Source organism: Stutzerimonas tianxiuensis, assembly GCF_053470365.1.
This window is the reverse complement of record NZ_JBPVWS010000002.1, coordinates 41,182-67,018: the sequence shown is the minus strand read 5'-3', so window position 1 is coordinate 67,018 and position 25,837 is coordinate 41,182. Positions and strand designations below refer to the sequence as shown.

The window sequence follows — 25,837 nt, the reverse complement described above, 5'->3', positions numbered from 1 at the left end:
ACGGCTCGCTTAGACCTAGAGCATTTCTTCGCCGCCCTTGCCACCGAGCACGATTTCTCCGGCTTCGGCCATGCGACGGGCAATGGTGAGGATTTCTTTCTGGGCGCCTTCGACTTCGCTGACACGCACCGGCCCTTTGGCTTCCAGGTCGTCACGCAGCAGTTCGCCGGCACGTTTGGACATGTTCTTGAAGATCTTTTCCTTGATGGCGTCATCGGCGCCCTTGAGCGCCAGCACCAGCACGTCCGAGGATACTTCACGCAACAGCACCTGGATGCCCCGGTCGTCGACATCAGCGAGGTTGTCGAAGACGAACATCAGGTCCTCGATCTGCGACGAGAGGTCCTCGTCCACATCGCGAATGGCGTCCATCAGCTGGCCTTCGACCGAGCTGTCGAGGTAGTTCATGATGTCTGCCGCGCGCTTGACGCCGCCCAGCGTCGCCCGCGTGGTATTGGCGTTGCCGGAGAACTGTTTCTCCAGGATCAGGTTCAGCTCCTTCAGCGCGGCCGGCTGCACGGTGTTGAGCGACGATACGCGCAGTACGATGTCGAGCCGTACCTTGTGGTCGAAGTGCGAAAGCACCTCACCCGCCTGATCGGGGTCTAGGTAGGCGACGACGATTGCCTGGATCTGTGGGTGCTCGTAGCGGATCACGTCAGCGACCGCCCGTGGCTCCATCCACTTGAGGCTGTCCAGGCCGCTGGTGTTGCCGCCGAGCAGAATGCGGTCGATCAAGCCGCCGGCTTTGTCCTCGCCCAGCGCCTGGGTGAGCATCTTGCGGATATAGCCATCCGAACCGACCCCGAGGCTGGTCTGGTCGCCAACAATCTCGACGAACTCGCCCATCACCTGTTCAATCTGGTTTTTTTGCACGTTGCGCAATTGCGCCATCGCCGTGCCGACCTTCTGCACTTCCTTCGGCCCGAGGTGACGCAGTACCTGTGCGGCATCGGCCTCGCCCAGCGAGAGCAGCAGGACCGCAGCCTTGTCGACCTTGTTCAGCTTGACGGGATTTCGAGCATCACTCATCTGCGTTGATCCACTCTTTGACAACCTGAGCCACCCGGCCCGGGTCCTCTGCTACCAGATTCTTGATGGCATTCAATTGCGCATCGTATCCCTCGGTCGGGCTCGGCAGCATGATGCTCTGCGGGCCGCTCAGGCTGACGCGGTCGCTCGAAAGCGCACCGTCTATGCCTTCCATGTCACCAAGTTCGGCATCGCCACCCACCGTTTGCAATTCCTTGCTCTTGCCGGCGTTGGTCAGGTTGTTCAGTACGGGCCTTAGCACGCCGAACACCAACACCAGGATGAACAGGACGCCGAGCACTTGCTTGACGATGTCCCAGAACCACGGCTGCGAGTAGAACGGAATGTCGATGAACGTCTCGTCGAGCGAATCAGCAGCGAACGGGGCATTGATCACGCTGACGCTGTCACCACGGCTCGCATCGAAACCAACAGCATCCTGTACCAGCCGGGTGAAGCGCGCCAGTTCTTCGGCGGTCCGCGGTACCCGAGTCGTGCTTCCGTCAGCTGCAACCGTCGTCTGGTCGTCGAGCACCACGGCAACCGACAGGCGACGCAGGCGCCCCTGCTGCTGCTTGGTGTAACTGATCGAACGGTCCAGCTCGTAGTTGCGGGTCGCCTGCTCGCGCTTGTCTGCCGGATACGGCGCCAACATCGGTTGGCCTGTTGCCGGGTCCATGACCTGCTGGCCGTTGGCGTCCAGCAGCGGCTGGCCCGGAGCAATGGCGCCCGCCGCGCCGGCCTGCCCGGCAACAGCATTCTCGGGCGCAGCAGCGGGTCCCGGTGGCTGATTGCTGAGAGCACCAGGCACACCTTGCGGACCGAGGCTGCTCTGACGCTGCTCGCTAACGCTCTGCTCACTGCGCAGTGCCGGTTGATCCGGGTTGAATGTCTCGGAGGTGGACTCTACCGCGCTGAAATCTACATCGGCAGACACTTCGGCCTTGTAGCGACCGCTGCCCAGCACCGGCTGCAGGATATTGTGCACGCGCTGGGTGTAGAGGCTCTCCATGCGGCGGCTGTAGTCGAACTGCTTGCCGGCCATACTCAGCTCGGTGAGTTCCTGCTGATCGGACAGCAGGTTGCCCTTCTGATCGACCACGGTAATTTGTGATTTGGTGAGTTCCGGCACGCTGGTCGCGACCAGGTTGATGATCGCCATCACCTGACTTGGCTCGAGATTGCGCCCCGGATAAAGCTCAACCAGAACCGATGCGCTCGGCTTGCGCTCGTCGCGGACGAAAACTGAACTTTTTGGAATGGCCAAGTGGACGCGCGCGCCCTTGACGTTGTTCAAGCTGGAAATGGTACGACCCAGCTCGCCTTCGAGACCACGGCGATAGCGGGTGGCTTCCATGAACTGACTGGTGCCGAGGCCTTGTTCTTTATCGAGAATCTCGAAGCCGATATTGCTGTCGGTCTGGGCGATGCCGGCGCTGGCCAGCTTCAGCCGCGCACGGGCAAGGTCGTCGGCCTTGACCAACAGAGCGCCGGAGTTGGGCTCCACCGTGTAGGAAATGTCTGCAGCTGCCAGGGTTTCCATCACCTGGTTAGCGTCCATTCCGGCAAGGCTGCCCAGCAGTGGGCGATAATCCGGTTGCTGTGACCAAAGCACCACAGCAAAGCCGATGGCGACGCTCGCTGCCAGACCGACCAGCAGGCCGATCTGCCGCAGCATCGACATTTCGGAAAGGTTTTCCAGAAAGGACAGGCCCAGCAGAGGCTTCTTCGGGCCTTCCGAAGCAACCGGCACTGGAACTTTGCTAAGCGCGTCAGCCATTGTTCAAATCCTGCCTTAAACCGGCATCTGCATGATGTCTTGGTACGCCTGAACCAGCTTGTTGCGCACCTGGGTCATCGCTTGAAAAGAAACGCTGGCCTTCTGGGAGGCGATCATGACTCCAGTCAGGTCGATGCCGCCCTGGCCCATCTCGAAGGCAGTAGCCAACTGGCTGGAGGCCTGCTGGGTTTCGTTCACTTTATTGACGGCCTGCCCGAGCATGTCTGAAAAGCTCGAAGCACCCACCTCCGGGGCCGCCGTCACGGGCTTGGAGCGCGCCATTGCATCGGTCTGCATGGCCCGCATTTCCAGCATCAAGCGATTGAATTCGATACCCTGACTCATCATTCCTCCAACAGCTGCGGTTTTTTTGACGCCTCGCAGCAGGCACAGGAGTAATAGCAACATCGGTGCCAGTGTCAGCACGGCCATCACCGTGCCTCTCGGCATGGGAGACGAACGGCGCTGAGGGGTGCGGGTGACTGTTACGCTGATCGCGCCGTTGGCTGTACCGCGACGCGAAGCGCGTGACGCCCTAGCCTGTCGTCATACCGCCTGCAGACGCCTGTTGAGGCAGAACACCAGTTCACTCGTGAGCCTTCTGCAATTCCTGTGTATCCATTTCCGAACCGGACCCGAAGCCGACGATGACCGCCACCGCCGCTCAACCTTACCGTCTATTCAAGGACAGCTCGGCCTCTACCGTCGTGGCTGGCTTCATCGCCATGCTCACCGGCTATACCAGCTCGCTGGTGCTGATGTTCCAGGCCGGCCAGGCTGCCGGGCTCAGCGGCGCCCAGATCTCCTCCTGGATCTGGGCGCTGTCGACCGGTATGGCGATCTGCAGCATCGGATTGTCGTTGCGCTACCGAACGCCGGTCGTGATCGCCTGGTCGACCCCGGGCGCCGCGTTGCTGATCAGCAGCCTGCCCGGCGTTCCGTACAGCGAAGCGATCGGCGCCTTTATCTTTGCTTCAGCGCTGATCGCCCTGTGCGGGCTCACCCGCAGCTTCGAGCGGTTGATGCGCAAGGTGCCCGCATCGCTGGCAGCCGCGTTGCTGGCGGGCGTCCTGTTCAACATTGGCAGCGAGATTTTCCGCGCGGTTGAAGTCCAGCCGACACTGGTTCTGGCGATGTTCTTCAGCTATCTGCTGTTCAAGCGCGTGCAGCCCCGCTATGCGGTGCTGTCGGCACTTCTGGTCGGCTGTGCATTGTCGGCCGGGCTCGGCCTGCTGGACTTCCGCCAGCTGAGTCTGGAAGTGGCGGTGCCGGTCTGGACCACGCCCAGTTTGTCGCTTGCGGCCATCTTCAGCATCGGCATACCGCTGTTCGTGATCGCCATGGCCTCGCAAAACATGCCAGGGCTGGCGGTGCTTCGCGCTGAGGGCTATCAGGTGCCGGCCTCACCACTGATCTCGGTGACGGGCATCGCCTCGGTATTGCTGTCACCCTTCGGCTCCCACGGTATTCATCTGGCAGCGATCACCATGGCTATCTGCAGCGGGCCGGAAGCGCATCCAGACCCGGCGAGACGCTACACCGCAGCCGTCTGGTGCGGCGTTTTCTACGGCATCGCCGGGATTTTCGGCGCTACGCTGGCGGCCCTGTTCGCATCCTTTCCGGCAGCGTTGGTGTTGTCCATCGCAGCCCTCGCCCTGCTCGGTTCGATCGGCAGTGGCCTGACTCAGGCCATGCAAACGCCGCGCGAGCGCGAAGCGGCGCTGATTACCTTCATGGTGACGGCTTCGGGGCTGACGCTTTTCGGCATCGGCTCCGCGCTGTGGGGATTGGTCGCGGGTGTGCTGACGCTGTTGATCGTCAGCGCACCCAAGCGATCAGCCTGATCACCCTCTCTGATCAGATCGCCGTGGCTCCGCCATCGACCGCCAGTGCGTGACCGGTGGTAAAGGCCGCGGCATCGCTGCAGAGGTAGAGCACGGCAGCAGCAATTTCCTCGACCTTGCCTACGCGACCGACCGGGTGCATGGCCGCGGCAAACTCCGCCTTGCGTGGGTCTGCCTCATAGGCACGACGAAACATGTCGGTATCGATCACCGCAGGACAGACGGCGTTGACCCTGATTTTCTTCTTGGCGTACTCGATGGCCGCCGACTTGGTCAGGCCGATGACCGCATGCTTGGACGCCGAATAGATGCTCATTTTCGGGGCCGCCCCCAGGCCCGCCACCGAGGCGGTGTTGACGATGGCGCCGCCACCCTGGGCGAGCATCAAAGGCAACTGGTGTTTCATGCACAGCCAGACCCCTTTGACGTTGACTCCCATGATGGCGTCGAACTCGGCTTCACTGCCTTCGGCCAGGCGGCCCTGTTCGATTTCAATCCCGGCGTTGTTGAACGCATAGTCGATGCGCCCATAGGTCGCCACCGCCTGCTCGACCATCGCCTTGACCTCTGCGTCGCGGGTGACGTCGCAGCGCACGAACTCCGCCTCGCCACCGGCCTGACGAATCGCATCAGCGCATGCTGCTCCACCGGCCTCGTCCACATCGGCCACCACCACCTTCAGCCCCTGTTCGGCAAACGCCAACGCCGTCGCACGGCCAATGCCCGCTGCACCACCCGTAACCAATGCAACCTGACCGGAAAAACACATGCTCATGCTAGATACCCTGATCGATTGAAGAAAGGCGCCAGTCCTAATGTGACTGCAAGCCATATGCTGGTCATGGTTATACCGCCATCCCGAGATCCGCTTAAGCAGTAGCTGGCGATATCACTCACGCGGATGCCATTGCATTCCAGCGTGACCGCCTTACTTGCGGTGCTGCCTCAGGGAGGCTAAACCAACGGTTTGCACACACAAGAGGCTCCCATGGACAAGACCAATCGCCAGTTCCTGCTGGCCAAGCGCCCCGTCGGCGCACCTGACCGCGCGACATTCGAGTTCGCTGAAAAGCCACTGGGCGAACCCGGCCCGAACCAGATACTGGTGAAGAACGAATACCTGTCTCTTGACCCAGCCATGCGCGGCTGGATGAACGATGCCAAGTCGTACATTCCCCCGGTCGGCATCGGCGAGGTGATGCGTGCGCTAGGCGTAGGCAAGGTCATTGCCTCCCAACACCCAGGGTTCGCCGAAGGCGATTACGTCAATGGCGCACTGGGCGTGCAGGACTATTTCCTCGGCGAGCCGAAAGGCTTCTACAAAGTCGATCCGAACCAGGCCCCGCTGCCTCGCTACCTGTCTGCGCTGGGCATGACTGGCATGACGGCCTATTTCGGTCTGCTGTCGGTTGGCGAGCCAAAAGCCGGTGAAACTGTGGTGATCTCCGGCGCAGCAGGCGCAGTTGGCAGCGTCGCGGGCCAGATCGCCAAGATTAAAGGCTGTCGAGTAGTCGGGATCGCCGGCGGTGCGGACAAGTGCCGCTTCCTCACCGAGGAGCTCGGTTTCGATGCGGCTATCGACTACAAGAGCGAAGACGTTGCCGCCGGCCTGAAGCGCGAATGCCCGAAAGGCGTTGATGTGTACTTCGACAACGTGGGCGGTGACATCCTCGACGCGGTGCTGACGCGCATTGCTGTGGGCGCGCGCATCGTCATCTGCGGCGCCATCAGCCAGTACAACAACAAGGAAGCGGTCAAGGGACCGGCCAACTACCTGTCGCTGCTGGTCAACCGCGGCAGAATGCAGGGCATGGTGGTGATGGACTACGTTTCACGCTATCCAGAAGCCATGAAAGACATGGCGGGCTGGATGCAAAGCGGCGAGCTGAAGAGTAAGGAAGACATCGTCGAAGGGCTGGAAACCTTCCCAGAGACGCTGATGAAACTGTTCACCGGCGGCAACTTCGGCAAGCTGGTACTGAAGGTCAGCTAAGCGGATGGTGAATGAGCCGGCCGTGGCCATCGCGGCCGGCTTTTTAGTTCACGCCAGTTCTGCGACGACCGCCGCCAGCGCTTGAGCCGGGTCCGCGGCCTGAGCGATTGGGCGGCCGATCACCAGGTAATCAGAACCTGCCTGAATTGCCTGCGCAGGCGTGAGAATGCGCCGCTGATCATCCGCTGCGCTGCCGGCGGGACGAATGCCCGGCGTCACCAGCTGCAGTCCGGCGAATTGCGCTTTCAGTGATTGCGCCTCCTGAGCCGAGCAGACCAGCCCATCCAGCCCAGCCTTTTCCGCCAGCCCCGCAAGCCGCAATACCTGCTGCTGCGGTTGCAGATCCAACCCGATATCAGCTAGGTCCGCCTGCTCCATGCTGGTCAACACTGTTACGCCGATGAGCAGAGGCTTTGGCCCACTCAGCTTGTCCAGTGTGTCCCGGCAGGCGGCCATCATCCGCAAACCACCCGAGCAATGTACGTTCACCATCCACACGCCCAGCTCTGCCGCCGCCTTGACGGCCATCGCCGTGGTATTGGGAATGTCGTGAAATTTCAGGTCTAGAAACACCTCGAACCCCTTGGCCTGCAACGCTTCCACCACCGGCGGACCGCAGCGGGTGAAAAGTTCCTTGCCCACCTTGACTCGACATAGCGCCGGATCCAATTGCCCGGCCAAAGCCAAAGCAGCATCACGGGAGGGAAAATCGAGCGCAACAATGATCGGCGTCTGGCAGGGCATGGCAAGTCCTCGGCAAAATTCGGCGCGCATTGTCGCAGAAAAACAACGTTTGAGCGGAGCCGCTCAAGCCACGCCATGTTGCACCGGTATGGCTTCACAATGCAGCCCGGCGTAAGGTGGTATGCATACAGATCAAGCTACTGGAGAAGTCCATGCCCTGGTACATCTGGCTTTTACTGGTTCTCGTCATTGGCACGATCATCGGCGGCCTGCTGATGTTGCGTGCCGGGGCGCGCAAGATTCCGCTGACCGAAGAGCAAAAACAGCGCATTGCTCAGCGCAACGCCGAAGCAGACGCCCAGGACGCTCGGGACCGATAAGCCCTTACAACCTTGGTTTGGTGTCGCACCCTCACGGCTCGACGCCCGACGACCGCGCGTCCAGAAACCTATGCAACCGGCGGCAACAGATGGCATTTAGCCATGAACCAAGCGATCATTCGATCCTCTCTACAGGATGATTGAATGCCAGCTTCTCACCCCCTCACCGATCACATCGATCCCAACGCTAAAAGCACCTTCGCTCGCCGCATTTTGCCGGGCATCGCGTGCCTGTTGGCGGTCGCGCTGCTGGCGGCTGCCGTTGCGGTAATCCAGATCGCCAGGACCATCGACAGTGATGCGCTTGTGCGGGAGCATTTTCTGACGGGCAAGGCGTTTGAAGCGCACCGGCGCGGCATGAGCCGCCACGTGGCGGACAACGCCTTCTGGGGAGATGCATACGCCAATCTGAGCACGCGGGTAAATCTGGACTGGGCATACGAACAGGCAAACCTGGGACCCTCGCTGTACGAAGACTTTGGCTACGACGCCGTTTTCGTTATCGACGCGGACGGCAAAACCACCTACTCAGTCATCCGCGGTGAGCTCGTTCAGGTCGATGCTCGGCAATGGCTCGAAAACGGGCTGCAGACTCTGCTAGCCGATGCTCGGCTCGCCGTTGAGGATGATGAGACGTCCTCTGGCGTACTCACAGCCGGAGGACAGCCTGCGCTGGCAAGTGCAGCCGTCATGACAACCGGCGGCAGCGACATCGAAGAACAACCCGGCCCCGCCTCGACTTTGGTCTTTGTCGACCTGATGGACCGCGACTGGCTCCTTGAGGTAGGAGAAGCGTACGCCGTTAAAGGCCTTCGTATAGACGATGGCAACGAGCGCATCGACGGTGCGCTGACCGAACTGATCAGGCTTGATGGCTCGCCGGTGCGTTTTACCTGGAGCGTGTCGCAGCCCGGCGAGTATCTGTTGTGGATGACACTGCCGGTCCTCGGCGCCGTCACCCTCGGGCTTGGCCTGCTGGCTTGGCTGCTCTTGTGCCAGGCACTCAAGACCGTACGCATCATGGAAGCCAGCTACAAGCGCCTGGCGATAAGCCGCACCGCGTTGGCGTCCAGCGAGGAGCGTTTTCGTGACGTAGCGGAAGCCGCTTCCGACTGGATATGGGAAACGGACCAGAATGCCCAGCTCACCTATCTATCGGCCCGCTTCGAGGAGATTACCGGCCATGCGCCCGCGGCCTGGATTGGCCGCCCGTTGATCGACCTGCTGCTCACGGATCACGCAGCACTGCAGGACTGGCTCACAGGTAAACACAGCGTACCGCTGCGTTGCAGCTATCACGCCGCTGATGGGTGCGTGCGCCATTGCCGTTTGTCTGCCCGGGAAATCCGCAGCGGCGGCCAGCTGGTGGGATATCGCGGCACTGCCAGCGATGTCACCGAGGAGACCAAGGCTCAGGCGCGGGTCCAGTATCTGTCTCAGCATGATGCGTTGACTGGCTTACCCAACCGCAACCGGTTACGCGATTATCTCGAAAGCAAGCTCAACTCTCTGAATAAAGCGTCGCGGCTGACCGTGCTCTATATCGACCTGGATCGCTTCAAACCGGTGAACGATACCCTCGGTCATGGCGCTGGCGACGAAGTCCTCATCGGCGTCGCAAACCGCCTGAAGCAGTGCATCAGAGGTGACGATCTGGTCGCCCGACTGGGCGGCGATGAGTTCGTCATGGTGGTGAGCCGTCTGCAACACAATGAAGACATCGAAATGCTCTGCGCCCGTGTTGTGGGAGTTGTCAGCGAGCCGTTCAGCTATGAGGACAAGCAGATCCACATCGGCGCCAGCGTTGGGATTGCCGTGGCGCCGACCGATGCCAGCCAGGCCAACGAACTGCTGCGGTGCGCCGATATTGCCCTTTATCAGGCCAAGGCTGATGGGCGTGGAACCTGGTGCTTCTACGGCAGCGAGATGGACAAACGACTGCATGAAAGGCGCTGTCAGGAGGACGAGCTGCGCCGGGCAATCACCGAAGGTCAGTTCGAAGCCTATTATCAGCCCCGCTATCTGAGCAAAGGCATGTGCATCAACGGTGCAGAAGCGTTGCTGCGCTGGCACCACCCCAAGCGGGGTTTACTGCTACCGGAACAGTTCATTCCCCTCGCAGAGGAAACCGGGCTAATCGTGCCGCTGGGCGAGTGGGTGCTGCGTAAGGCCTGCCTCGAGGCGTCGAACTGGTCAGATGAGCTGGTCGTTTCGGTCAATATTTCACCCCTGCAACTGCGCGTTGGCGACCTATACCAGATGATCATCAGCGCGCTCAAGGACAGTGGTCTGCCTGCGAGCCGCCTTGAGCTGGAGATTACCGAGACCGCTTTGCTGCAGGAAAACGAGAGCACGTTGGATGTGCTCAATCGGTTGAAGTCGCTCGGCTTGCGGCTTGCAATGGATGACTTCGGTACCGGCTACTCGTCACTGAGCAATCTACGGAACTACCCGTTCGACATGATCAAGATTGACGGCAGTTTCGTTGCGGGCATGTCCCATTCGGTTGAAAACCACTCCATTGTCAAAGCCTTGATCGACCTTGGTCATGGTTTGAGCATGCGCGTTACTGCGGAAGGTGTGGAAACGCTGGAACAACTGAATCTGCTACTGGCTGACGGTTGTAGCGAACTGCAAGGATTTCACATGAGCCATCCGCTGCCCGCCAACGAGCTCCACGCTCTACTTAGCACCGCGCGCCTGAGTGACGAGGTGAAACAATAACCCAACGTCAGCGGTTCAGCGTTTGAGTTCGAAATTGATCTGCGCACCATCGATGAGAGCTTCGTCCTCGGCCGTTCCCGGCAGCAACTCGCCGCTCATTTGCAGCGAGCGAGACTCCTGGCTGGACTCGAATAGCGGTGGCAGCAGGCTCAAGGACGCTGGCTTCTCAGCAGGGTCAAGGCTTTCCGCCCAGTCATCAGGAAGGCTAAGGTCGAGGTCTGGCTCTGGCAGTTCCACTTTTTCCAGCTTGGTCTTAGGCACGGTGGCAGAAGGCTTGGCCTTTGGCGCAGGCGTGGGCGCACTGGGTTCGGTCGGGGGCTGTTCCGGGTTCGCTGCTAGAGTTGGCTCCTTTTCAGACTCGATACTCACCGGTCCTACCTGCGTATCCAGCTCGGGCTCGGCAACTAGCGGCGCAGCTGTGTCAGGTGGCGAAACAGCGACCTTGGGCGGCGTGGGAGGCCTAGGCTGATCCGGAACCTCGTCACAGCCAGCCAGTAGCGACAGCCCAATCAACGTCAGCCATCTCATTTTCCGCCCTCCCCGTCATTCAGTTCGATTGCCGGCAAAGCTCCCCAGCAAGCTCACCTAAAGTTTTCAATGCTCGCTCCGCTTCGGCCGTCCAGGGCAGCGCGCAGTTGAGCCGGATACAGTGATTGAACTGTTCAGTGTTGCTGAAAATTAGCCCTGGCGCGATGCTGATGCCTCGCTTCAACGCCTGAACGTGCAGCTCCTTGGTATTCACCCGAGCCGGCAAGCTGACCCAGAGAATGAACCCCCCCGTAGGACGAGTCATCTGCGTGCCCTCTGGGAAATAGCGCTGCACGGCAAGCTGGAAAGCGCTGAGATTCTTCCGGTACTCATGGCGAATGTAACGCAGATGGCGATCGTACCCCCCGTTTTCAAGATAAGCCGCCACGCCCATCTGCGTGACGCTGCAGGCCGAATGCGTACTAAAGGTCTGCAGGCGTTTTATTTCTTCGCGGTAACGACCAGGCAATATCCAGCCAATACGCACGCCAGGCGAAATGGTCTTCGAGAAGCTCGAGCAATAAATCACCCGCCCCTCGGTGTCATTCGACTTGAGCGCCCTAATCGACCCTACGTCGAACAATAACTCGCCGTAGATATCGTCTTCGACAATCTGTATGTCGAAATTCGCCGCCATTTTTAACAACTGTTTCTGCCGTCCGTCCGGGACGCTGCCACCCAGGGGATTACTCAGCCGCGCGGTCAACACCAGCGCCTTGATTGGCCACTGACTGGCTGCAAGCTGCAACGCCTCGAGGCTGAGCCCGGTATCCGGATCACACGGGATCTCGATCACCTTGAGCCCTAGCAAATCGGCCAGTTGAAGCAAACCGTAGTAACTGGGCGATTCCGCTGCGATCAAATCACCGGGCTTGGTCAGCACCCGCAAGGACATCTGTAGCGCATCGACACAGCCATGTGTGATCACGACCTCGTCAGGCCCGACAACCACGCCGGCGTCGCGCATGCGGATAGCCACCTGCCGGCGCAGCGGCTCATAGCCGGGACTGAACATATAGCTGAAGGCCTGCTGGCTTTGGAAGCGAGTGACCTTGGCAAGCTGCTGGTGCAACGCACGGGCAGGCAGATAGTCCACGTGCGGTACGGCGGCACCCAGCGGTATGAGCCCGTCACGGCGTGACTCGCTAAGCACCTGATTGATAATGCTGCTGCGCGTGACCAGCGTCGGCCGCTCGACCTGCGCAATATCCGGCGTAGGGGCTGTCAGTGCCGGGGTGTGATGCACATAAAACCCCGACTGCGGGCGAGCACGGATCATTCCCTGGTCTTCGAGATTGGCATAGGCCTGCAGGACCGTCGCATGACTCACGTTCAGCTGCATGCTCATCTTGCGTACCGACGGCACACGCTCGCCCGGGCGATAAACACCTCGCCGAATGTCATCGGCAAGCTGGTGTGCAATGCGCTGATAAAGCAACAGATTGGTCATCTCGTCCGTCTCCGCCAACTGGACCATAACAGTAGTACACCACCGTTATATTCAACCAATACAGTTGCTTGCTAACTCGCCAACACAGTCATCGCTCTTTATCTAGAATTGAGATCAACGTGGACTGCTCAAACGTCCTTGCTCGTCGGAAAACAAAATCTCTACCCGGCGATTCTGTGCACGTCCGCGTGCTGAAGCGTTCTCTGCGACACGATATTGCTCGCCGTAGCCGACAACCTCGATACGCCCGGCATCGACTCCGAGGCTTTGCATAAAGTCACCCACCGCCTGTGCGCGCGCCCTCGATAAAGCAAGGTTTTCGGCGGCATCACCGCGGTTGTCTGTATAGCCTTCGATCCGCACCCGCCGCTTGGGATTGAGCTGCATAAAATGAACGACCTTTAGCAGTGTGCGGTTGGCTGACGATCCCAGCTCGGCACTGGCCGCCCTGAACAACACATCTCCAAGCGTCATGACCAGGCCGCGATCGGTCTCGGCGGCCGCGAGGCTCACCATCTGATCCTCCAACCAACGCCCCTGGTGCTGCAGGTCAAGCATTCGGGCTTCCTGAACAGCCTGACGCAAACGCTCATGCTCCATGCTCAGTTGGGTCGCGCGTCGCTGATTCTGCAGCTGCTCACTGTGCTGGCGGGCTATCTCGCTATAGCGCTTGCTGAGGTAAGCATAGTGAGTAACGTCCTCTGCGTTGCCCAGGTAATCGGCGAAGCGCTTGGCTCGGTCAAGCGACTCGCTCGCGCGCATCACATCCTTGGGCGCATCCAGAAGGATCTGTGGTTCCTCACTGACGCTTTGAAGATCCATTGATGCGTTTTGCAGCTGCTGTTGCGACTCGTGCGTTGCACAACCTTGAAGCGCACCAAGCGCTACCAGCAGTGCGGGTATCAGGTAGACCGGTTTCACTGGAACGCTCCCAGCTGTTCACGCAAGCGCGCGATGCGGCGGTGCAATTCCGCCAGTTCCTGCTGACTCTTCTCGTTAAGGACCCGAGCCTCTGCCAGCCGTGCGTCAAGCTCGGCTTGCTCAGCCTGCAGGCGTGCCTCTCGATAATGCTCATCCTTCATCGCTGCGACCGCAGCCGCAAACTTGTGCTCCGCCTGCATCAATTCCGGCGTCTGTTCCGCAGCACCCACCGAGCGCGCCTGGCTCAACGCCTGCTCGGTAAGCCGCAGCTGTTCAATGGGAGCAGGATCGCTGGCGCAGCCAACCATCGCCAGCAGCACGAGCGTGCCGCAAGATTGTTTGATCAATTGAAAATCCTAGCGTTGCGAATTGCGGGTCGGCGCTGGCTGCTGTTTCCAGCGTTCAAGGTTCTCTACCAGCAGTTGCTGCGGTACCCCCGCAGCGCGCAATTCTGTCATTTTTATTGCGAGCTGTCCGCGCAGCCACGGACCGTTACACGCCGAGTCGTGAGCGACCGCGAAATGCAAACCGCGACTGAACACCGCTGGTTCCAAACGCTGTATATCGGCGAGCAGCCCTTGTCGGGCGGCATATGCAATGAAACTGTAACGCTCATGCAGGACATAATCCGCTTTGCCTGTCGACAGCCTATTGAGAGCCTCAGCCAGGCTGGGAGCAGCATGTAAACGAAGGTTTTCCTTGGCATAGTGCTCGAACGCGCTGCCAGAGATTCCCTTCTTCACATAGGCGCCCGTCCGACCTGCCAGATCCTGCCGGTCTGAATAGAGGAAGCCAGGCTCCTGACCTACCCAGGCGGACATCTGCAAGGCCGTAATCGATGGATGGATGAAATCCAGATATGCCAGTTCCTTTGGTGCCAGGACCGCATCGGCCAGCACATCGACCCGCCCACTGCGCACTTGCTCCAGCGCTGCGCCCGCATCGCCGGTGTAGAGCACTTCGAGCTTCAGGTCGAGCGAGTCGGTGATCTTTTTTAGCAGATCAGCGTTCGCTCCCACCAGCCGCTTGGGGTTCTGCGGATCGCGCCAGAGAAAAGGAGGGTTGTCTGCGCCGCCAGTCGCGATCAGCCGATCACACTTCGCAGCCGCCGCGTGTGCCGCGACGGGGGTTGCCAACAACACGGCGAGCAAAGCGGACTTCAGCGAAACGGCACAGCGCATGGAAAACCTCATGGGTAGAATCGGACAGGCTTCTTGTCGGGACTGCTGGAATCTTACCATTGGCCAGTGCAGCCGAGCGCTCATAAAAAAACCCGCTACGAGAGCGGGTTTTTTCAAGCGGCTCAGTTACACGAGCTGCTCCAGTTCCGGCAGGATTTCGAACAAGTCACCCACCAAGCCGTAATCGGCGACCTGGAAGATTGGCGCTTCTTCGTCCTTGTTGATCGCAACGATCACTTTGGAGTCCTTCATGCCCGCCAGGTGCTGGATGGCTCCGGAGATGCCCACCGCGATATACAGCTGCGGCGCAACGATTTTGCCGGTCTGACCAACCTGCATGTCGTTCGGCACGAAGCCAGCATCGACCGCCGCGCGAGAAGCGCCAACGGCGGCGCCAAGCTTGTCGGCCAGCGAATAGAGGTGCTTGAAGTTGTCACCGTTCTGCATGCCACGACCACCGGAAACGACGATCTTAGCAGCCGTCAGTTCAGGACGATCGGACTTGGCCAGTTCTTCACCTACGAACGCGGAAACGCCCGCATCGCCAGTACCGGAAACCTGCTCGACAGCAGCCGATCCGCCTTCAGCACTGACCGGATCAAAACCAGTGGCGCGCACGGTAATAACCTTGATCGCCGCGCTGGATTGCACGGTGGCAATTGCGTTACCGGCATAGATCGGACGCTTGAAGGTGTCTGCGCTTTCGACAGCGATGATTTCAGAGATCTGATCAACGTCCAGCTTGGCGGCTACGCGCGGCAGGAAGTTCTTGCCGTTGGTAGTGGCCGCAGCCAGCACGTGGCTGTAATCCTTCGCCAGATCGGCAATCAGCGGCGCAACGTTTTCCGGCAGCTGATTGGCGTAAGCAGCGTCGTCAGCGACCAGCACCTTGGAAACGCCTTCGATCTTCGCAGCCGCCTCACCGATAGCAGCGCAACCAGCGCCAGCAACCAGCACATGAATGTCGCCGCCGATCGCCTTGGCTGCAGCCACGGTGTTCAGAGTGGCCGCAGCCAGAACGGCATTGTTGTGTTCAGCGATAACCAGGATAGTCATTTAGATTACCTTCGCCTCGTTCTTCAGTTTCTCGACCAGTTCAGCCACGGACTTGACCTTGATACCCGCGCTACGTGCCGCAGGCGCTTCGACTTTCAAGGTCTTCACGGTGGAAGTAGTGGTTACGCCCAGCGCGTCCGGCGTCAGCACTTCCAGCGGCTTCTTCTTGGCCTTCATGATGTTCGGCAACGACGCGTAGCGCGGCTCGTTCAGGCGCAGGTCGGTGGTCACGATAGCCGGCAGATTCAACGCAACGGTTTGCGCGCCGCCGTCGATTTCGCGCTCGACGTTTACCTTGTCGCCCGACACTTCGACTTTCGAAGCGAAAGTGCCCTGAGCGAACCCGGTCAGTGCACCCAGCATCTGTCCGGTCTGGTTGTTGTCGCTGTCGATGGCCTGCTTGCCAAGGATCACCAGCTGCGGCTGCTCCTTGTCGACCACAGCCTTCAGAAGCTTGGCGACGGCGAGGGAGTTGAGTTCTTCGCTGGACTCGACCAGCACGGCACGATCAGCACCCAGCGCCAGCGCGGTGCGCAGCTGCTCTTGGGCAGCGGTCGGACCGATGGATACCACGACGATCTCGCTCGCGACGCCTTTTTCCTTCAGGCGTACGGCTTCTTCCACAGCGATTTCGCAGAAGGGATTCATCGACATTTTGACGTTGGCGAGGTCGACGCCGGAGTTGTCCGCCTTGACGCGAACCTTGACGTTGTAATCGACCACTCGTTTGACAGCTACAAGAATCTTCATGGATTCCTCGTTACTCTCCGGTGAATAGAATTTCGCCGAGGCGAACCGAGCCATGCTCAAGGACCGGGCCGCCATTAGCCTTCCGGACCTGTTCGGCGAGCACAAAACTGCCCGTATCTTGAATGCAGGCAACAGCTGGGGTCAACAACGCAAATGACCCGTCATAAGCCGCTGTTGCCGGATTCTATCAGGCTTGAGAGAAATTCAAACAAACGTTTGTATTGGACCCTTTCGGGCGTCTATATATAATGCGGCAGCTCGGCCTGGTCAGGGACACGATCCAGCCCTCCACTATCTATAAAACAATCAAGCCTTGAGTAGGAGATAGCCAATGGAACGCGAATACATGGAATTCGACGTAGTCATCGTCGGCGCCGGCCCCGCGGGCCTGTCCGCTGCCTGCCGACTGAAGCAGCGAGCCGCCGATGCCGGAAAGGAAATCAGCGTCTGCGTCGTTGAGAAGGGTTCCGAAGTTGGCGCCCACATCCTATCTGGTGCCGTGTTCGAGCCGCGCGCGCTGAACGAGCTCTTTCCCAACTGGAAAGAACTCGAAGCCCCTCTAAATACCTCGGTCAAGCGCGACGACATCTATCTGCTCAAGAGCGCCGACGCTGCGCGCAAGCTGCCCAATGCGCTGGTTCCCAAGACCATGCACAACGAAGGCAACTACATCATTTCGCTGGGCAACTTCTGTCGCTGGCTCGCTCAGCAAGCCGAGAATCTCGGCGTCGAAATCTACCCAGGCTTTGCGGCTCAGGAAGCACTGATCGATGAACAGGGTGTGGTTCGCGGCATTCTTACCGGTGATCTCGGCGTGGACCGCGAGGGCAATCCGAAAGAAGGCATGTACACCCCTGGCATGGAGCTGCGTGCGAAGTACACCCTGTTCGCCGAAGGCTGCCGTGGCCATATCGGCAAGCAGCTGATCAATCGATTCCAGCTCAATGCCAACGTCGATCCGCAGCACTACGGGATCGGTATCAAGGAGCTCTGGGACATCGATCCGGCCAAGCACGAGCAAGGGCTGGTCGTTCACACTGCAGGCTGGCCGCTGAACGATGACAACACAGGTGGCTCCTTCCTTTATCACCTGGAAAACAACCAGGTCGTGGTCGGCCTGATCGTTGATCTGTCCTACAGCAACCCGTACCTTTCCCCGTTCGACGAGTTCCAGCGCTACAAGCATCATCCGGTGATCAAGCAGTATCTGGAGGGTGGCAAGCGCGTTTCCTACGGCGCGCGAGCGATCGCCAAGGGCGGCATCAATTCGCTGCCGAAGATGGTGTTCAATGGTGGCGCACTGATCGGTTGCGACGCTGGCACCCTGAACTTCGCCAAGATCAAGGGCAGCCACACCGCAATGAAATCCGGCATGCTGGCTGCAGAAGCGGTTGCGGATGCCTTGTTTGCCGGCCGTGAGGGTGGCGATGAGCTGACTGGCTATGAAGAAGGCTTCAAAGCCAGCTGGCTGTACCAGGAGCTGTACGCTAGCCGTAACTTCGGCGCGGCGATTCACAAATGGGGAGCGATCAAAGGCGGCGCGTTCAACTTCATAGACCAGAACATATTCAGCGGCAAGATTCCGTTCACGTTGCACGACACCAAGCCCGATTACGCGTGCCTGAAGACCGCCGCAGAGTCGAAGAAGATCGATTATCCCAAGCCGGACGGCAAGCTCAGTTTCGACAAGCTGAGCTCGGTGTTCCTCTCCAACACCAACCATGAAGAAGAGCAGCCGGTTCACCTCAAACTGATCGATCCGAGCATTCCGATCGAGAAGAACCTGCCCATGTACGACGAACCTGCCCAGCGTTACTGCCCGGCCGGCGTCTACGAGGTGGTGGACAGTGATGAAGGCGGCAAACGCTTCCAGATCAACGCGCAAAACTGCGTGCACTGCAAGACTTGTGACATCAAGGACCCGGCGCAGAACATTGTCTGGGTCGCGCCGGAAGGCACCGGCGGGCCGAACTACCCCAACATGTGACAAAGGCTGCCCTGCAGCGTAGCCAACCCCGCCTCGGCGGGGTTTTGCTTTTTCAAGACCCACCACTTCGGCGACTGCGAACGAAACATCTGCCATCTAGAACGTCACCAGAGCATAGCCACTTAGCAAAAAGCCCTGAAAACGAAAAGCCCCGGCCTTGGCCAGGGCTCTGTCACAGTTCCGCTAACAGCCGAAGGGCAGTTGAGCGAATAGCCGGCGGTTACAACCCAGCCACATCCTCCGCCTGCAGGCCCTTCTGTCCCTGGGTGACCGAAAACTCGACCTGTTGCCCCTCGGCTAGAGAGCGGTGGCCTTCGCCACGAATCGCCTGGTAATGCACAAACACATCTGCACCACTGCCACGCTGAATGAATCCATAACCCTTGGCATCGTTGAACCACTTAACGGTTCCGGTTTCGCGCTCAGCCATCCTACTTCTCCAACTCGTTCTTATTATTCCCGCTCGGGGATCAACGGACAGGCGTGATCTTCTTGGAATCAACGCCAGCGCCAAATATAGCGCAGCGGCCATGACAAGTACGTTTCTGGCGTTCGCCGGCGCATCAGAGTGAGCCCGATTGGGGCTCGGGGCGCGAGGCACACAACACAAGCAAACCGCCGGGCCGGCCAGCTCACCGTATTTTTACTGATCGACGCCTGCGCCAGAGCCACAGCAACAACATGCCGAGCGTGAGCAGCAGCGGCACTAAGCCGATATTGAAGAATTTGAGCGTCCGCCCAAGCGCCTCAATATCCGCGTTGAGCTGGTAGCGCACCTCACGCAACTCTTTGCGGATGAGCAGCTTCTCTTGCATGAAATTCTGCAGCGCGGTCTGTTGTTCCGCAGTCAGCTGCACAACCCCTTCCGCGTCCGGCCCCTGTAACTCGGCAAGTTGTGCCTCAGTCTCAGCCAGACGTTGCTGCAACACTTCTTCCTTCTCGCGGAAGCGGTTCTCCGCCTGACGTTGCAAGTCTTCGACAACCGTAAACGGTCGAGCAAACCGACCACGTGAGCGGACGCTGATCAGCGCATCGGTGCCCGATAGATTGTCCAGCGCGTTAATCACGAAGGTGCCATTGTTGGCCCAGGGCTGGGGCATGCGCTGACCGAAGAAGTTATCGACCTGCACCCACATGCGGTCTGCAAGCAAGTCGGTGTCCGCCACAGCCAGTACATTGATGCTCGAGCTGTCTTTCAGACCGTCCGTATGCCCCTCGATACCATTGGGATAGGCCGACTTAGCGGGGCCCTGGATACGCGCCGCAAGCGTGTAGCGCTCGCCTGTGGGCTCCAGCTCCCGCAACAGCAACTCGGGATTTTCTAATGTCGCGAAGCGCTCCGACTCGATCGGCAAGGCATAGCTGGAGCTCTGGATCAGTGGCACGAAACGAGTCGTTGCATCCTTTAACGGTTCGAGGAAGCCCGCGGTCGCCACGTTCAAGCTCTCCAGCGAAGCGGTTACAACGTCCTCGCTGTCCATCATGCGCTGCGGCAAGCTCAACCAGGCCGGATGCCTGACCGGGCGGCGCTCCTCGCCTACACCGACGGACATCGCATAGGACGCGTCCAACACCACCTGATTGGGCACCATGCGCACGCCCCAGGCATTGAACAGAGGCTCCAGATCCGACGCCTTGCCCTCGCCGAACTCACCTGGCCCGATGCCCACGCCAGGGTCCGCCTCGCTGTAGGGGTCGAGTAATACCAGCAGCTTGCCGCCGCGCATGACGAACTGGTCGATGGCATACAGGGTCTGCTCCGGCAGCTCCTTCGGATGGATCAGCATGAGCACCGACACGTCCGATGGAATCATGTCCACGTCGCGCTTGAGGCTCTCGATATGGAACAACTGACGGATGTTCTCCAGCAGCATCCAAGGAGGCGTTGCCTGCTGGGTACGCGCGTCAAAACCGCCCGTGATGGGCAGCCCTGAAAGCACACCGACCACCGGCATTTGTGGCGTAGTCAGCGTCTGCACCAGGCGACTGATTTCGTACTCGAGAAACTCCTCTTGGTCCAGCGGGAAGAACGGAATGCTCTGCGTCTGCCCCGCCGCGTTGATACCAGCCAAGCCGAAGTAGACCTTGTCACCGCCCTGATCCAGCGGCACGGCCTGCAGGCCGAGCTCGGCGGCCCGATCCTCCTCCTCGGAGAACGGTTCAGGATCGATCACCCGCAGCGTGATCTTGCCATCAGCCTCACGCTGATAGGCATGCAGCAGCTCCTCAACGCGCCGTGCATAGTTGCGTAGCGCAACCAGTTCGCCCGTCGCCTCGTCCGAGTAGAACAGCTGCAATTCAATCGGCTCCTCGATTCCTGCCAGGATGGTCTCGGTGCCTTTCGATAAGGTGAAGAGCTTCTGCTCGGTTAGATCCAGCCGCGCATCGGTAAAGATCAGGCTGGAAACAGCACTGAATGCCAGGAAAGCCAGTGCGATCAGCAGCAGCCCGGCACCTGAATACATCAGTCGTTTCATGCGGGCTCCCTTATGCCGCTTTCTTCATATCGACGACGATGGCAGTAGCCATCAGCCAGGCGATGATCAGGGTGACGAAATACAGCAGGTCTCGCAGATCGATGACCCCTTTGCTGAGCGAATCGAAGCGAATCAGGATGCTCAGCGAAGCCACTGCGTCCACCAGCCATTGCGGCGCCCAGGCGAAGGCGTCGAGCACCATCGGCAAACCGCTGACGATGAACAGGAAACACACGCTGACCGCCAGGATGAAGGCAATCACCTGATTCTTGGCCAACGCCGACATGCAGGACCCGATCGCAAGGAAAGCGCCAGCCAGCAGCCAGCTACCGAAATAGCCGGTGATGATCGCGCCGTTGTCTGGCTGGCCCAGGTAGTTGACGGTGATGACCATCGGAAACGTCAGCAGCAAGGCAAGCCCGGCAAATACCCAGGCCGCGAGGAATTTGCCAGTGACCGCTTCGAAACGGGTAATGGGCAAGGTCATCAACAGCTCGATCGAACCCGATTTGCGCTCCTCGGCCCACAGCCGCATGGCGATCGCTGGAATCAGAAACAGATAGAGCCATGTATGAAAGCTGAAAAAAGGAACCAGATCCGCCTGCCCCCGCTCGTAAAAGCCGCCCAGATAAAAGCTGAATACGCCCGACAGCACCAGAAAGATCAGGGTGAAGACGTAAGCGAGCGGCGTCGCGAAATAGCTGCCCAGCTCGCGCTTGAAGATCACCGGCAACTGACTCATAACGCCTCCCCACGCGTTAATGTCTGAAATACTTCGTCCAATCGGCCGCGTTCCACATCCAGCTCCCGCACGGCCCAGCCCTGCTGGGTGATCAAGGCATTGATCTGCGGAAAGATCACCTGACCCGGTTTGGCCAGCACCGTAAGGCTGTGCTCCAACTGATTCACCTCAACTCCGGCCACGCCCGGCAAAGCCGCCAGGGCAACGTCATCCAGCGGCCCTTCGCCGACCAGCGTCACGGCCTGGTGATACCTGGAGCGACTTTGCAGCTCCAGTGGCGTGCCGTCGGCCACCAGCTGGCCGCGAGCGATGACGATCGCGCGCGTGCAGACCGCCGTGACCTCTTCGAGGATATGCGTGGAGATGATGACGATCTTGTCCCGGGCCAAGCCTTTGATCAGTTCGCGAACCTGGTGCTTCTGGTTCGGGTCCAGGCCATCGGTAGGCTCATCGAGGATCAGCACGCGCGGATCATGCAGAATCGCCTGCGCCAGTCCAACTCGACGCTTGAATCCCTTCGACAGCGTGTCGATGCTCTGGCCAAGCACCGATTCCAGCTCGACCTGGCCCACGGCCGTGTCGACCCGCACGCGTTTGTCCGCACCGCGATAACCCCGCACCTCGGCGATGAACTCGAGAAAGCCCCGCACCGTCATGTCGCCATAGCAGGGCGCCCCCTCGGGCAGATAGCCCATCTGGCGCTGCGCCTGAAGCGCCTGGGTCTGAATATCGCAGCCAAAGATGCTTGCGCTGCCTGACGTCGGCGTGAGGAAGCCGGTCAACATCTTCATCGTCGTGGACTTTCCGGCCCCGTTCGGGCCTAGAAAACCCAACACTTCGCCCGGCTCGACGGAAAAGGACAAGGCATCAACTGCCGTGTGCTGAGCGAATCGTTTGGTCAGATTGTTCAGTTCGATCATCAACTTTCATCCGTGCTGACGGGCCTGCGGCCACGTTTGGCATACCAGCCTAATGCGCGCCGGACTATAAGGAGAGCCACAATGCTATTGCAACCGGACCAGGTGGCTATTCGACAGCAACGCCGCATGGCTTCGACTTGCACTAGCCTCAAGCGAGAGCCATAGGCGACCGGGATGTTAAAACATGATCGAACGAATCTTTCGCAGCAGCCGTTTCCTGGTGCTGGTTGCCGTTGCAACGACGGCAATCTCCGCCGTGCTGTTGTACGGCGTCAGTCTGAACACCATGGTTCACCTGCTGCTGGAGCTGATCCATCAGTTCCCCCACACCGCAAACGACAGCAAGAGTCTCGCCGTCAAGCTACTGAAGCTGCTAGACCTGCTGTTGATCGCCATTACCTTTCAGCTGATAGCTATCAGCCTGTATCGACTGTTCATCAAGCCGGTGCCAGCCGAACAAAGCGCCTCGCTCGGGCCGCTGGATATCAGGTCGTTCCATGACCTGAAGAAAACCCTGATACAGGTTTCGGTGGTCATCATCGTCATATTGTTTCTCGAGCATGCGGTCGAGGTGGGCGCTCAGCTGGAGACTCTGTATTTCGGAGCAGCCGTAAGCCTGGTCGTGTTCTCGGCCGTCTACGCATGGAAAAACATGAGGTAAACCAGGGCGAACGCACAGGGCGACTCAAATAGCCGATCGCCGTCTGCAAACCGAACAGTTGCCCTCGCCCGCTTCGAACGCACATCACCGGTTGAGCCGGCACGCCAACCAGTGCACTTCCTTCACCAGACTTTTGCCCGCCAACACCGCATGCGGCACACTTGCGCGCTTCAAGGGCATTAACCCTTCCACAGTCGAATCTGCCGTATGACCCGCTCTCCGTTTCGCCGTCTCGTTTTCTCCCTCGTGCGTCGCCTGCTGTATGTCTGGGTGCGCTCGGAGACGATCAACCAGTCCGCCTTCACCCTCAAGCTAGACCGCAGCAAGCCAGCGTTCTACGTGCTGCAACGCGCCTCACTGAGCGATCTCGCGGTGCTCGATCACGAGTGCAGCAAGGCCGGTCTGCCGCGCCCGGTGGCGGACGTGGCGGTGGGCAATCATGTCGAGCCGGCGGCGTTCATCTTTCTCAACCCGCCCGCGAGCTGGTTCGGCACCCGGACCCGCGCTGTTACGCCAGCGCCGCTGGTGCGCTTGGTCGGTGCCTTGGAACAGAACGCCGTAGACAATGCCCAGATCATTCCGGTCAGCGTGTTCTGGGGTCGCTCGCCGGATCGCGAAACCAGTGCCTGGAAACTGCTGTTCGCCGACAGCTGGGCCGTCACCGGAAGGCTGCGCAAGCTGCTCAGTATCGTCATGCTCGGGCGCGAAACCCGCGTGCAGTTCTCCACGCCGATCCAGCTCAATGAGTTGGTGGCGCAGAATAAAGGCCACGAACGCACCCTGCGCATGGTTCATCGCATGCTGCGGGTGCATTTCCGCAATCAGAAAACGGCGGTGATCGGCCCCGACCTGTCGCACCGTCGCAACCTGGTCAAAGGCTTGGTACACGGCCCGCAGGTGCGTCAGGCAATCAGGGACGAGGCCGAGCGCGAAAGCATTTCGCTGGAAAAGGCCGAAGCGCGGGCGCTGCGCTACGGCAACGAGATCGCCTCGGACTACGCCTACACGGCCGTGCGCTTTCTCGAGGTGGTGCTGTCCTGGTTCTGGAACAAGATCTACGACGGCATCCGCGTCAATCACTTGGAGCCGCTGCAGGAGGCGGTGCAGGGCTACGAAGTCATCTACGTGCCGTGCCACCGCAGTCATATCGACTACCTGCTGCTCTCCTATCTGCTGTTTCGCAACGGCCTGACACCGCCGCACATCGCCGCCGGCATCAACCTCAACATGCCGGTAATCGGCAGCCTGCTGCGTCGTGGCGGCGCCTTCTTCATGCGCCGTACGTTCAAGGGCAACCCGCTCTATACCGCGGTGTTCAACGAGTACCTGCACACCTTGTTCAGCCGTGGCTTTCCGGTGGAGTACTTTGTCGAGGGAGGTCGCTCGCGTACCGGACGCATGCTGCAACCCAAGACTGGCATGCTCGCCATCACCCTGCGCAGCTATCTGCGCTCCTCGCGCCTGCCGATCCTCTTCGTGCCGGTGTACATCGGCTACGAGCGAGTGCTCGAAGGCCGCACCTATCTGGGGGAGCTGCGCGGTGCAGCGAAGAAGAAGGAATCGATCTTCGACATCTTCAAGGTCATCGGCGCACTGAAGCAGCGCTTCGGGCAGGTCTGGGTGAATTTTGGCGAGCCGCTGAAGCTCAACGAGTTTCTCGACCAGCAACAACCGGGCTGGCGCAAGCAGGAACTGGCGCCGGACTTCCGTCCCGACTGGCTCAACGAGACCACCAACAAGCTGTCCGAACGCATCGCTCAACGGCTCAACGAAGCCGCCGCGGTCAATCCGGTCAACCTGGTCGCGCTGGCGATGCTCTCCACCAGCCGTCAGGCGCTGGATCGGCGTTCACTGGCGCGCATCCTCGACCTCTATCAGAACCTGCTGCGGGCCGTGCCCTACTCGCCTCACACCACCCTGCCGGACGGTGACGGCGAATCGCTGATCAGCTATGTGAAGGCACTCGGCCTCTTGGCTGAGCAGAAAGACGCGCTGGGCAACATCCTCTATCTGGACGAGCAAAACGCCGTTCTGATGACCTACTACCGCAACAACGTGATGCATATCTTCGCCCTCCCAGCATTGCTGGCGAGCTTCTTCCAGAGCAGCTCACGGATCAGCCGCGAACAGATCCTGCGGTTCACCGAGGCGCTTTACCCCTATCTGCGCGCCGAGCTGTTCATCCGCTGGGAACCCGAGCAACTGGGCGCAGTGATCGATCAATGGCTGGATGCCTTCGTCGAACAGGGGCTGCTCAAGCGCGACGGTGAGACCTACGTGAGGCCGGCACCCAGCTCTCGTCAGTTCGTCCTGCTGACCTTGCTGGCGCGGGCGATCATGCAGACGCTGCAACGCTTCTACATGGCCATTGCGCTATTGCTCAACAGTGGTCAGAACACCCTCGATGCCGAAGAGCTGGAAAACCTCTGCACGATCATGGCCCAGCGTCTTTCGATCCTGCATGGCCTGAACGCGCCGGAGTTTTTCGACAAAAGTCTGTTCCGCCACTTCATCAAGAGCCTGCTGGATCAGAACGTGCTGCAGCAGGACGCCGCCGGCAAGCTTGGCTACCACGCCAAGCTTGGCGAACTGGCTGAGGGTGTCGCCAAGCGCGTGCTGCCTGCCGAAATCCGTCTCTCGATTCGCCAGGTCGCGTTGGAGCGGCACGACGAGGAACAGCTCTCGGACTGACGCCGCTGGATGCTCAAGCATGGGCGCTGGCAGCCA

23 protein-coding genes are annotated in these 25,837 nt (G+C 59.9%); 7 read left to right on the top strand and 16 right to left on the bottom strand.

The window, feature by feature from the left end; genetic code table 11:
- Window positions 1–15: 15 nt before the first annotated feature.
- Genes fliG through fliE form a run of 3 tightly spaced genes read right to left on the bottom strand, consistent with a single transcriptional unit; the run spans window position 16 to window position 3,157 of the window.
- Window positions 16–1,032 carry a flagellar motor switch protein FliG gene (fliG, locus tag ACSSNI_RS02915; protein WP_102836049.1) on the bottom strand — a complete coding sequence of 339 codons (1,017 nt, stop codon included), beginning with the start codon at window positions 1,030–1,032 and terminating at the stop codon, window positions 16–18.
- Entirely contained in the window at window positions 1,025–2,812 is a 1,788-nt protein-coding gene (gene fliF / locus ACSSNI_RS02910; RefSeq protein ID WP_102836048.1) for a flagellar basal-body MS-ring/collar protein FliF, read from the bottom strand. The genes fliG and fliF overlap by 8 nt, the downstream gene beginning before the upstream one ends.
- A 15-nt stretch (window positions 2,813–2,827) precedes the next feature.
- Window positions 2,828–3,157: a flagellar hook-basal body complex protein FliE gene (gene fliE, locus ACSSNI_RS02905; protein ID WP_448258981.1), complete on the bottom strand. Its 330-nt coding sequence runs from the start codon at window positions 3,155–3,157 to the stop codon at window positions 2,828–2,830.
- A gap of 302 nt (window positions 3,158–3,459) precedes the next feature.
- Here fliE and ACSSNI_RS02900 point away from each other — a divergent pair, with 302 nt between their 5' ends.
- On the top strand, window positions 3,460–4,656 hold the full coding sequence (locus ACSSNI_RS02900; protein WP_200639251.1) for a benzoate/H(+) symporter BenE family transporter: 1,197 nt from the start codon (window positions 3,460–3,462) through the stop codon (window positions 4,654–4,656).
- 13 nt (window positions 4,657–4,669) lie between these two features.
- Here ACSSNI_RS02900 and ACSSNI_RS02895 read toward each other — a convergent pair whose 3' ends face one another.
- The gene (locus ACSSNI_RS02895; RefSeq protein WP_102836046.1) at window positions 4,670–5,431 is read right to left on the bottom strand and encodes an SDR family oxidoreductase; all 762 of its coding nucleotides are present in this window, start codon (window positions 5,429–5,431) and stop codon (window positions 4,670–4,672) included.
- A 213-nt stretch (window positions 5,432–5,644) separates the two neighbouring features.
- On the opposite strand from ACSSNI_RS02895, the gene ACSSNI_RS02890 reads away from it, so the two are divergent.
- Entirely contained in the window at window positions 5,645–6,649 is a 1,005-nt protein-coding gene (locus tag ACSSNI_RS02890) for an NADP-dependent oxidoreductase (protein WP_102836045.1), read from the top strand.
- A 48-nt stretch (window positions 6,650–6,697) separates the two neighbouring features.
- Here the strand turns inward: ACSSNI_RS02890 and pyrF are convergent, their stop codons facing one another.
- Entirely contained in the window at window positions 6,698–7,393 is a 696-nt protein-coding gene (pyrF, locus tag ACSSNI_RS02885; protein WP_200639250.1) for an orotidine-5'-phosphate decarboxylase, read from the bottom strand.
- Window positions 7,394–7,545: 152 nt separating this feature from the next.
- On the opposite strand from pyrF, the gene ACSSNI_RS02880 reads away from it, so the two are divergent.
- Both ACSSNI_RS02880 and ACSSNI_RS02875 read left to right on the top strand, forming a co-directional pair.
- Window positions 7,546–7,713, top strand: a complete 168-nt coding sequence (locus ACSSNI_RS02880) for a DUF2897 family protein (protein WP_102836043.1) — start codon at window positions 7,546–7,548, stop codon at window positions 7,711–7,713.
- Window positions 7,714–7,857: 144 nt separating this feature from the next.
- Window positions 7,858–10,437, top strand: coding sequence for a bifunctional diguanylate cyclase/phosphodiesterase (locus ACSSNI_RS02875; protein WP_200639249.1), 2,580 nt, complete (start codon window positions 7,858–7,860; stop codon window positions 10,435–10,437).
- Between the two features lie 15 nt (window positions 10,438–10,452).
- On the opposite strand, the gene ACSSNI_RS02870 is transcribed toward ACSSNI_RS02875, so the two are convergent.
- From ACSSNI_RS02870 to ACSSNI_RS02840, 7 genes are all read right to left on the bottom strand, one after another.
- Window positions 10,453–10,806 (bottom strand): hypothetical protein, encoded by a 354-nt coding sequence (locus ACSSNI_RS02870; RefSeq protein WP_448258963.1) that lies wholly within the window; start codon window positions 10,804–10,806, stop codon window positions 10,453–10,455.
- A 178-nt stretch (window positions 10,807–10,984) separates the two neighbouring features.
- On the bottom strand, window positions 10,985–12,415 hold the full coding sequence (locus ACSSNI_RS02865; RefSeq protein ID WP_102836402.1) for an aminotransferase-like domain-containing protein: 1,431 nt from the start codon (window positions 12,413–12,415) through the stop codon (window positions 10,985–10,987).
- Between the two features lie 114 nt (window positions 12,416–12,529).
- On the bottom strand, window positions 12,530–13,336 hold the full coding sequence (locus ACSSNI_RS02860; RefSeq protein ID WP_102836040.1) for an OmpA family protein: 807 nt from the start codon (window positions 13,334–13,336) through the stop codon (window positions 12,530–12,532).
- Window positions 13,333–13,644, bottom strand: coding sequence for a DUF4398 domain-containing protein (locus ACSSNI_RS02855; RefSeq protein ID WP_102836401.1), 312 nt, complete (start codon window positions 13,642–13,644; stop codon window positions 13,333–13,335). The genes ACSSNI_RS02860 and ACSSNI_RS02855 overlap by 4 nt, the downstream gene beginning before the upstream one ends.
- Window positions 13,645–13,692: 48 nt before the next feature.
- Complete coding sequence (locus tag ACSSNI_RS02850; protein ID WP_200639247.1) at window positions 13,693–14,517, bottom strand: substrate-binding periplasmic protein; 825 nt, start codon at window positions 14,515–14,517, stop codon at window positions 13,693–13,695.
- Window positions 14,518–14,643: 126 nt separating this feature from the next.
- The gene (locus ACSSNI_RS02845; RefSeq protein ID WP_102836038.1) at window positions 14,644–15,573 is read right to left on the bottom strand and encodes an electron transfer flavoprotein subunit alpha/FixB family protein; all 930 of its coding nucleotides are present in this window, start codon (window positions 15,571–15,573) and stop codon (window positions 14,644–14,646) included.
- Window positions 15,574–16,323, bottom strand: coding sequence for an electron transfer flavoprotein subunit beta/FixA family protein (locus ACSSNI_RS02840; RefSeq protein ID WP_045425680.1), 750 nt, complete (start codon window positions 16,321–16,323; stop codon window positions 15,574–15,576).
- Window positions 16,324–16,654: 331 nt separating this feature from the next.
- On the opposite strand from ACSSNI_RS02840, the gene ACSSNI_RS02835 reads away from it, so the two are divergent.
- Window positions 16,655–18,310 (top strand): electron transfer flavoprotein-ubiquinone oxidoreductase, encoded by a 1,656-nt coding sequence (locus ACSSNI_RS02835; RefSeq protein WP_200639245.1) that lies wholly within the window; start codon window positions 16,655–16,657, stop codon window positions 18,308–18,310.
- Between the two features lie 220 nt (window positions 18,311–18,530).
- Here the strand turns inward: ACSSNI_RS02835 and ACSSNI_RS02830 are convergent, their stop codons facing one another.
- The 4 genes from ACSSNI_RS02830 to ACSSNI_RS02815 form a co-directional block, all read right to left on the bottom strand.
- The gene (locus tag ACSSNI_RS02830) at window positions 18,531–18,740 is read right to left on the bottom strand and encodes a cold-shock protein (RefSeq protein ID WP_014852307.1); all 210 of its coding nucleotides are present in this window, start codon (window positions 18,738–18,740) and stop codon (window positions 18,531–18,533) included.
- 202 nt (window positions 18,741–18,942) lie between these two features.
- Window positions 18,943–20,787, bottom strand: a complete 1,845-nt coding sequence (locus ACSSNI_RS02825) for a GldG family protein (RefSeq protein WP_200639243.1) — start codon at window positions 20,785–20,787, stop codon at window positions 18,943–18,945.
- 10 nt (window positions 20,788–20,797) lie between these two features.
- Window positions 20,798–21,529 (bottom strand): ABC transporter permease subunit, encoded by a 732-nt coding sequence (locus ACSSNI_RS02820; RefSeq protein ID WP_200639241.1) that lies wholly within the window; start codon window positions 21,527–21,529, stop codon window positions 20,798–20,800.
- Window positions 21,526–22,449 carry an ABC transporter ATP-binding protein gene (locus ACSSNI_RS02815; protein ID WP_200639239.1) on the bottom strand — a complete coding sequence of 308 codons (924 nt, stop codon included), beginning with the start codon at window positions 22,447–22,449 and terminating at the stop codon, window positions 21,526–21,528. The genes ACSSNI_RS02820 and ACSSNI_RS02815 overlap by 4 nt, the downstream gene beginning before the upstream one ends.
- Before the next feature lie 184 nt (window positions 22,450–22,633).
- Between ACSSNI_RS02815 and ACSSNI_RS02810 the strand changes: the two genes are divergently transcribed.
- Entirely contained in the window at window positions 22,634–23,110 is a 477-nt protein-coding gene (locus tag ACSSNI_RS02810; protein ID WP_102836032.1) for a YqhA family protein, read from the top strand.
- Window positions 23,111–23,317: 207 nt separating this feature from the next.
- Window positions 23,318–25,801, top strand: coding sequence for a glycerol-3-phosphate 1-O-acyltransferase PlsB (gene plsB, locus ACSSNI_RS02805; RefSeq protein ID WP_200639236.1), 2,484 nt, complete (start codon window positions 23,318–23,320; stop codon window positions 25,799–25,801).
- Window positions 25,802–25,837 lie beyond the last annotated feature (36 nt).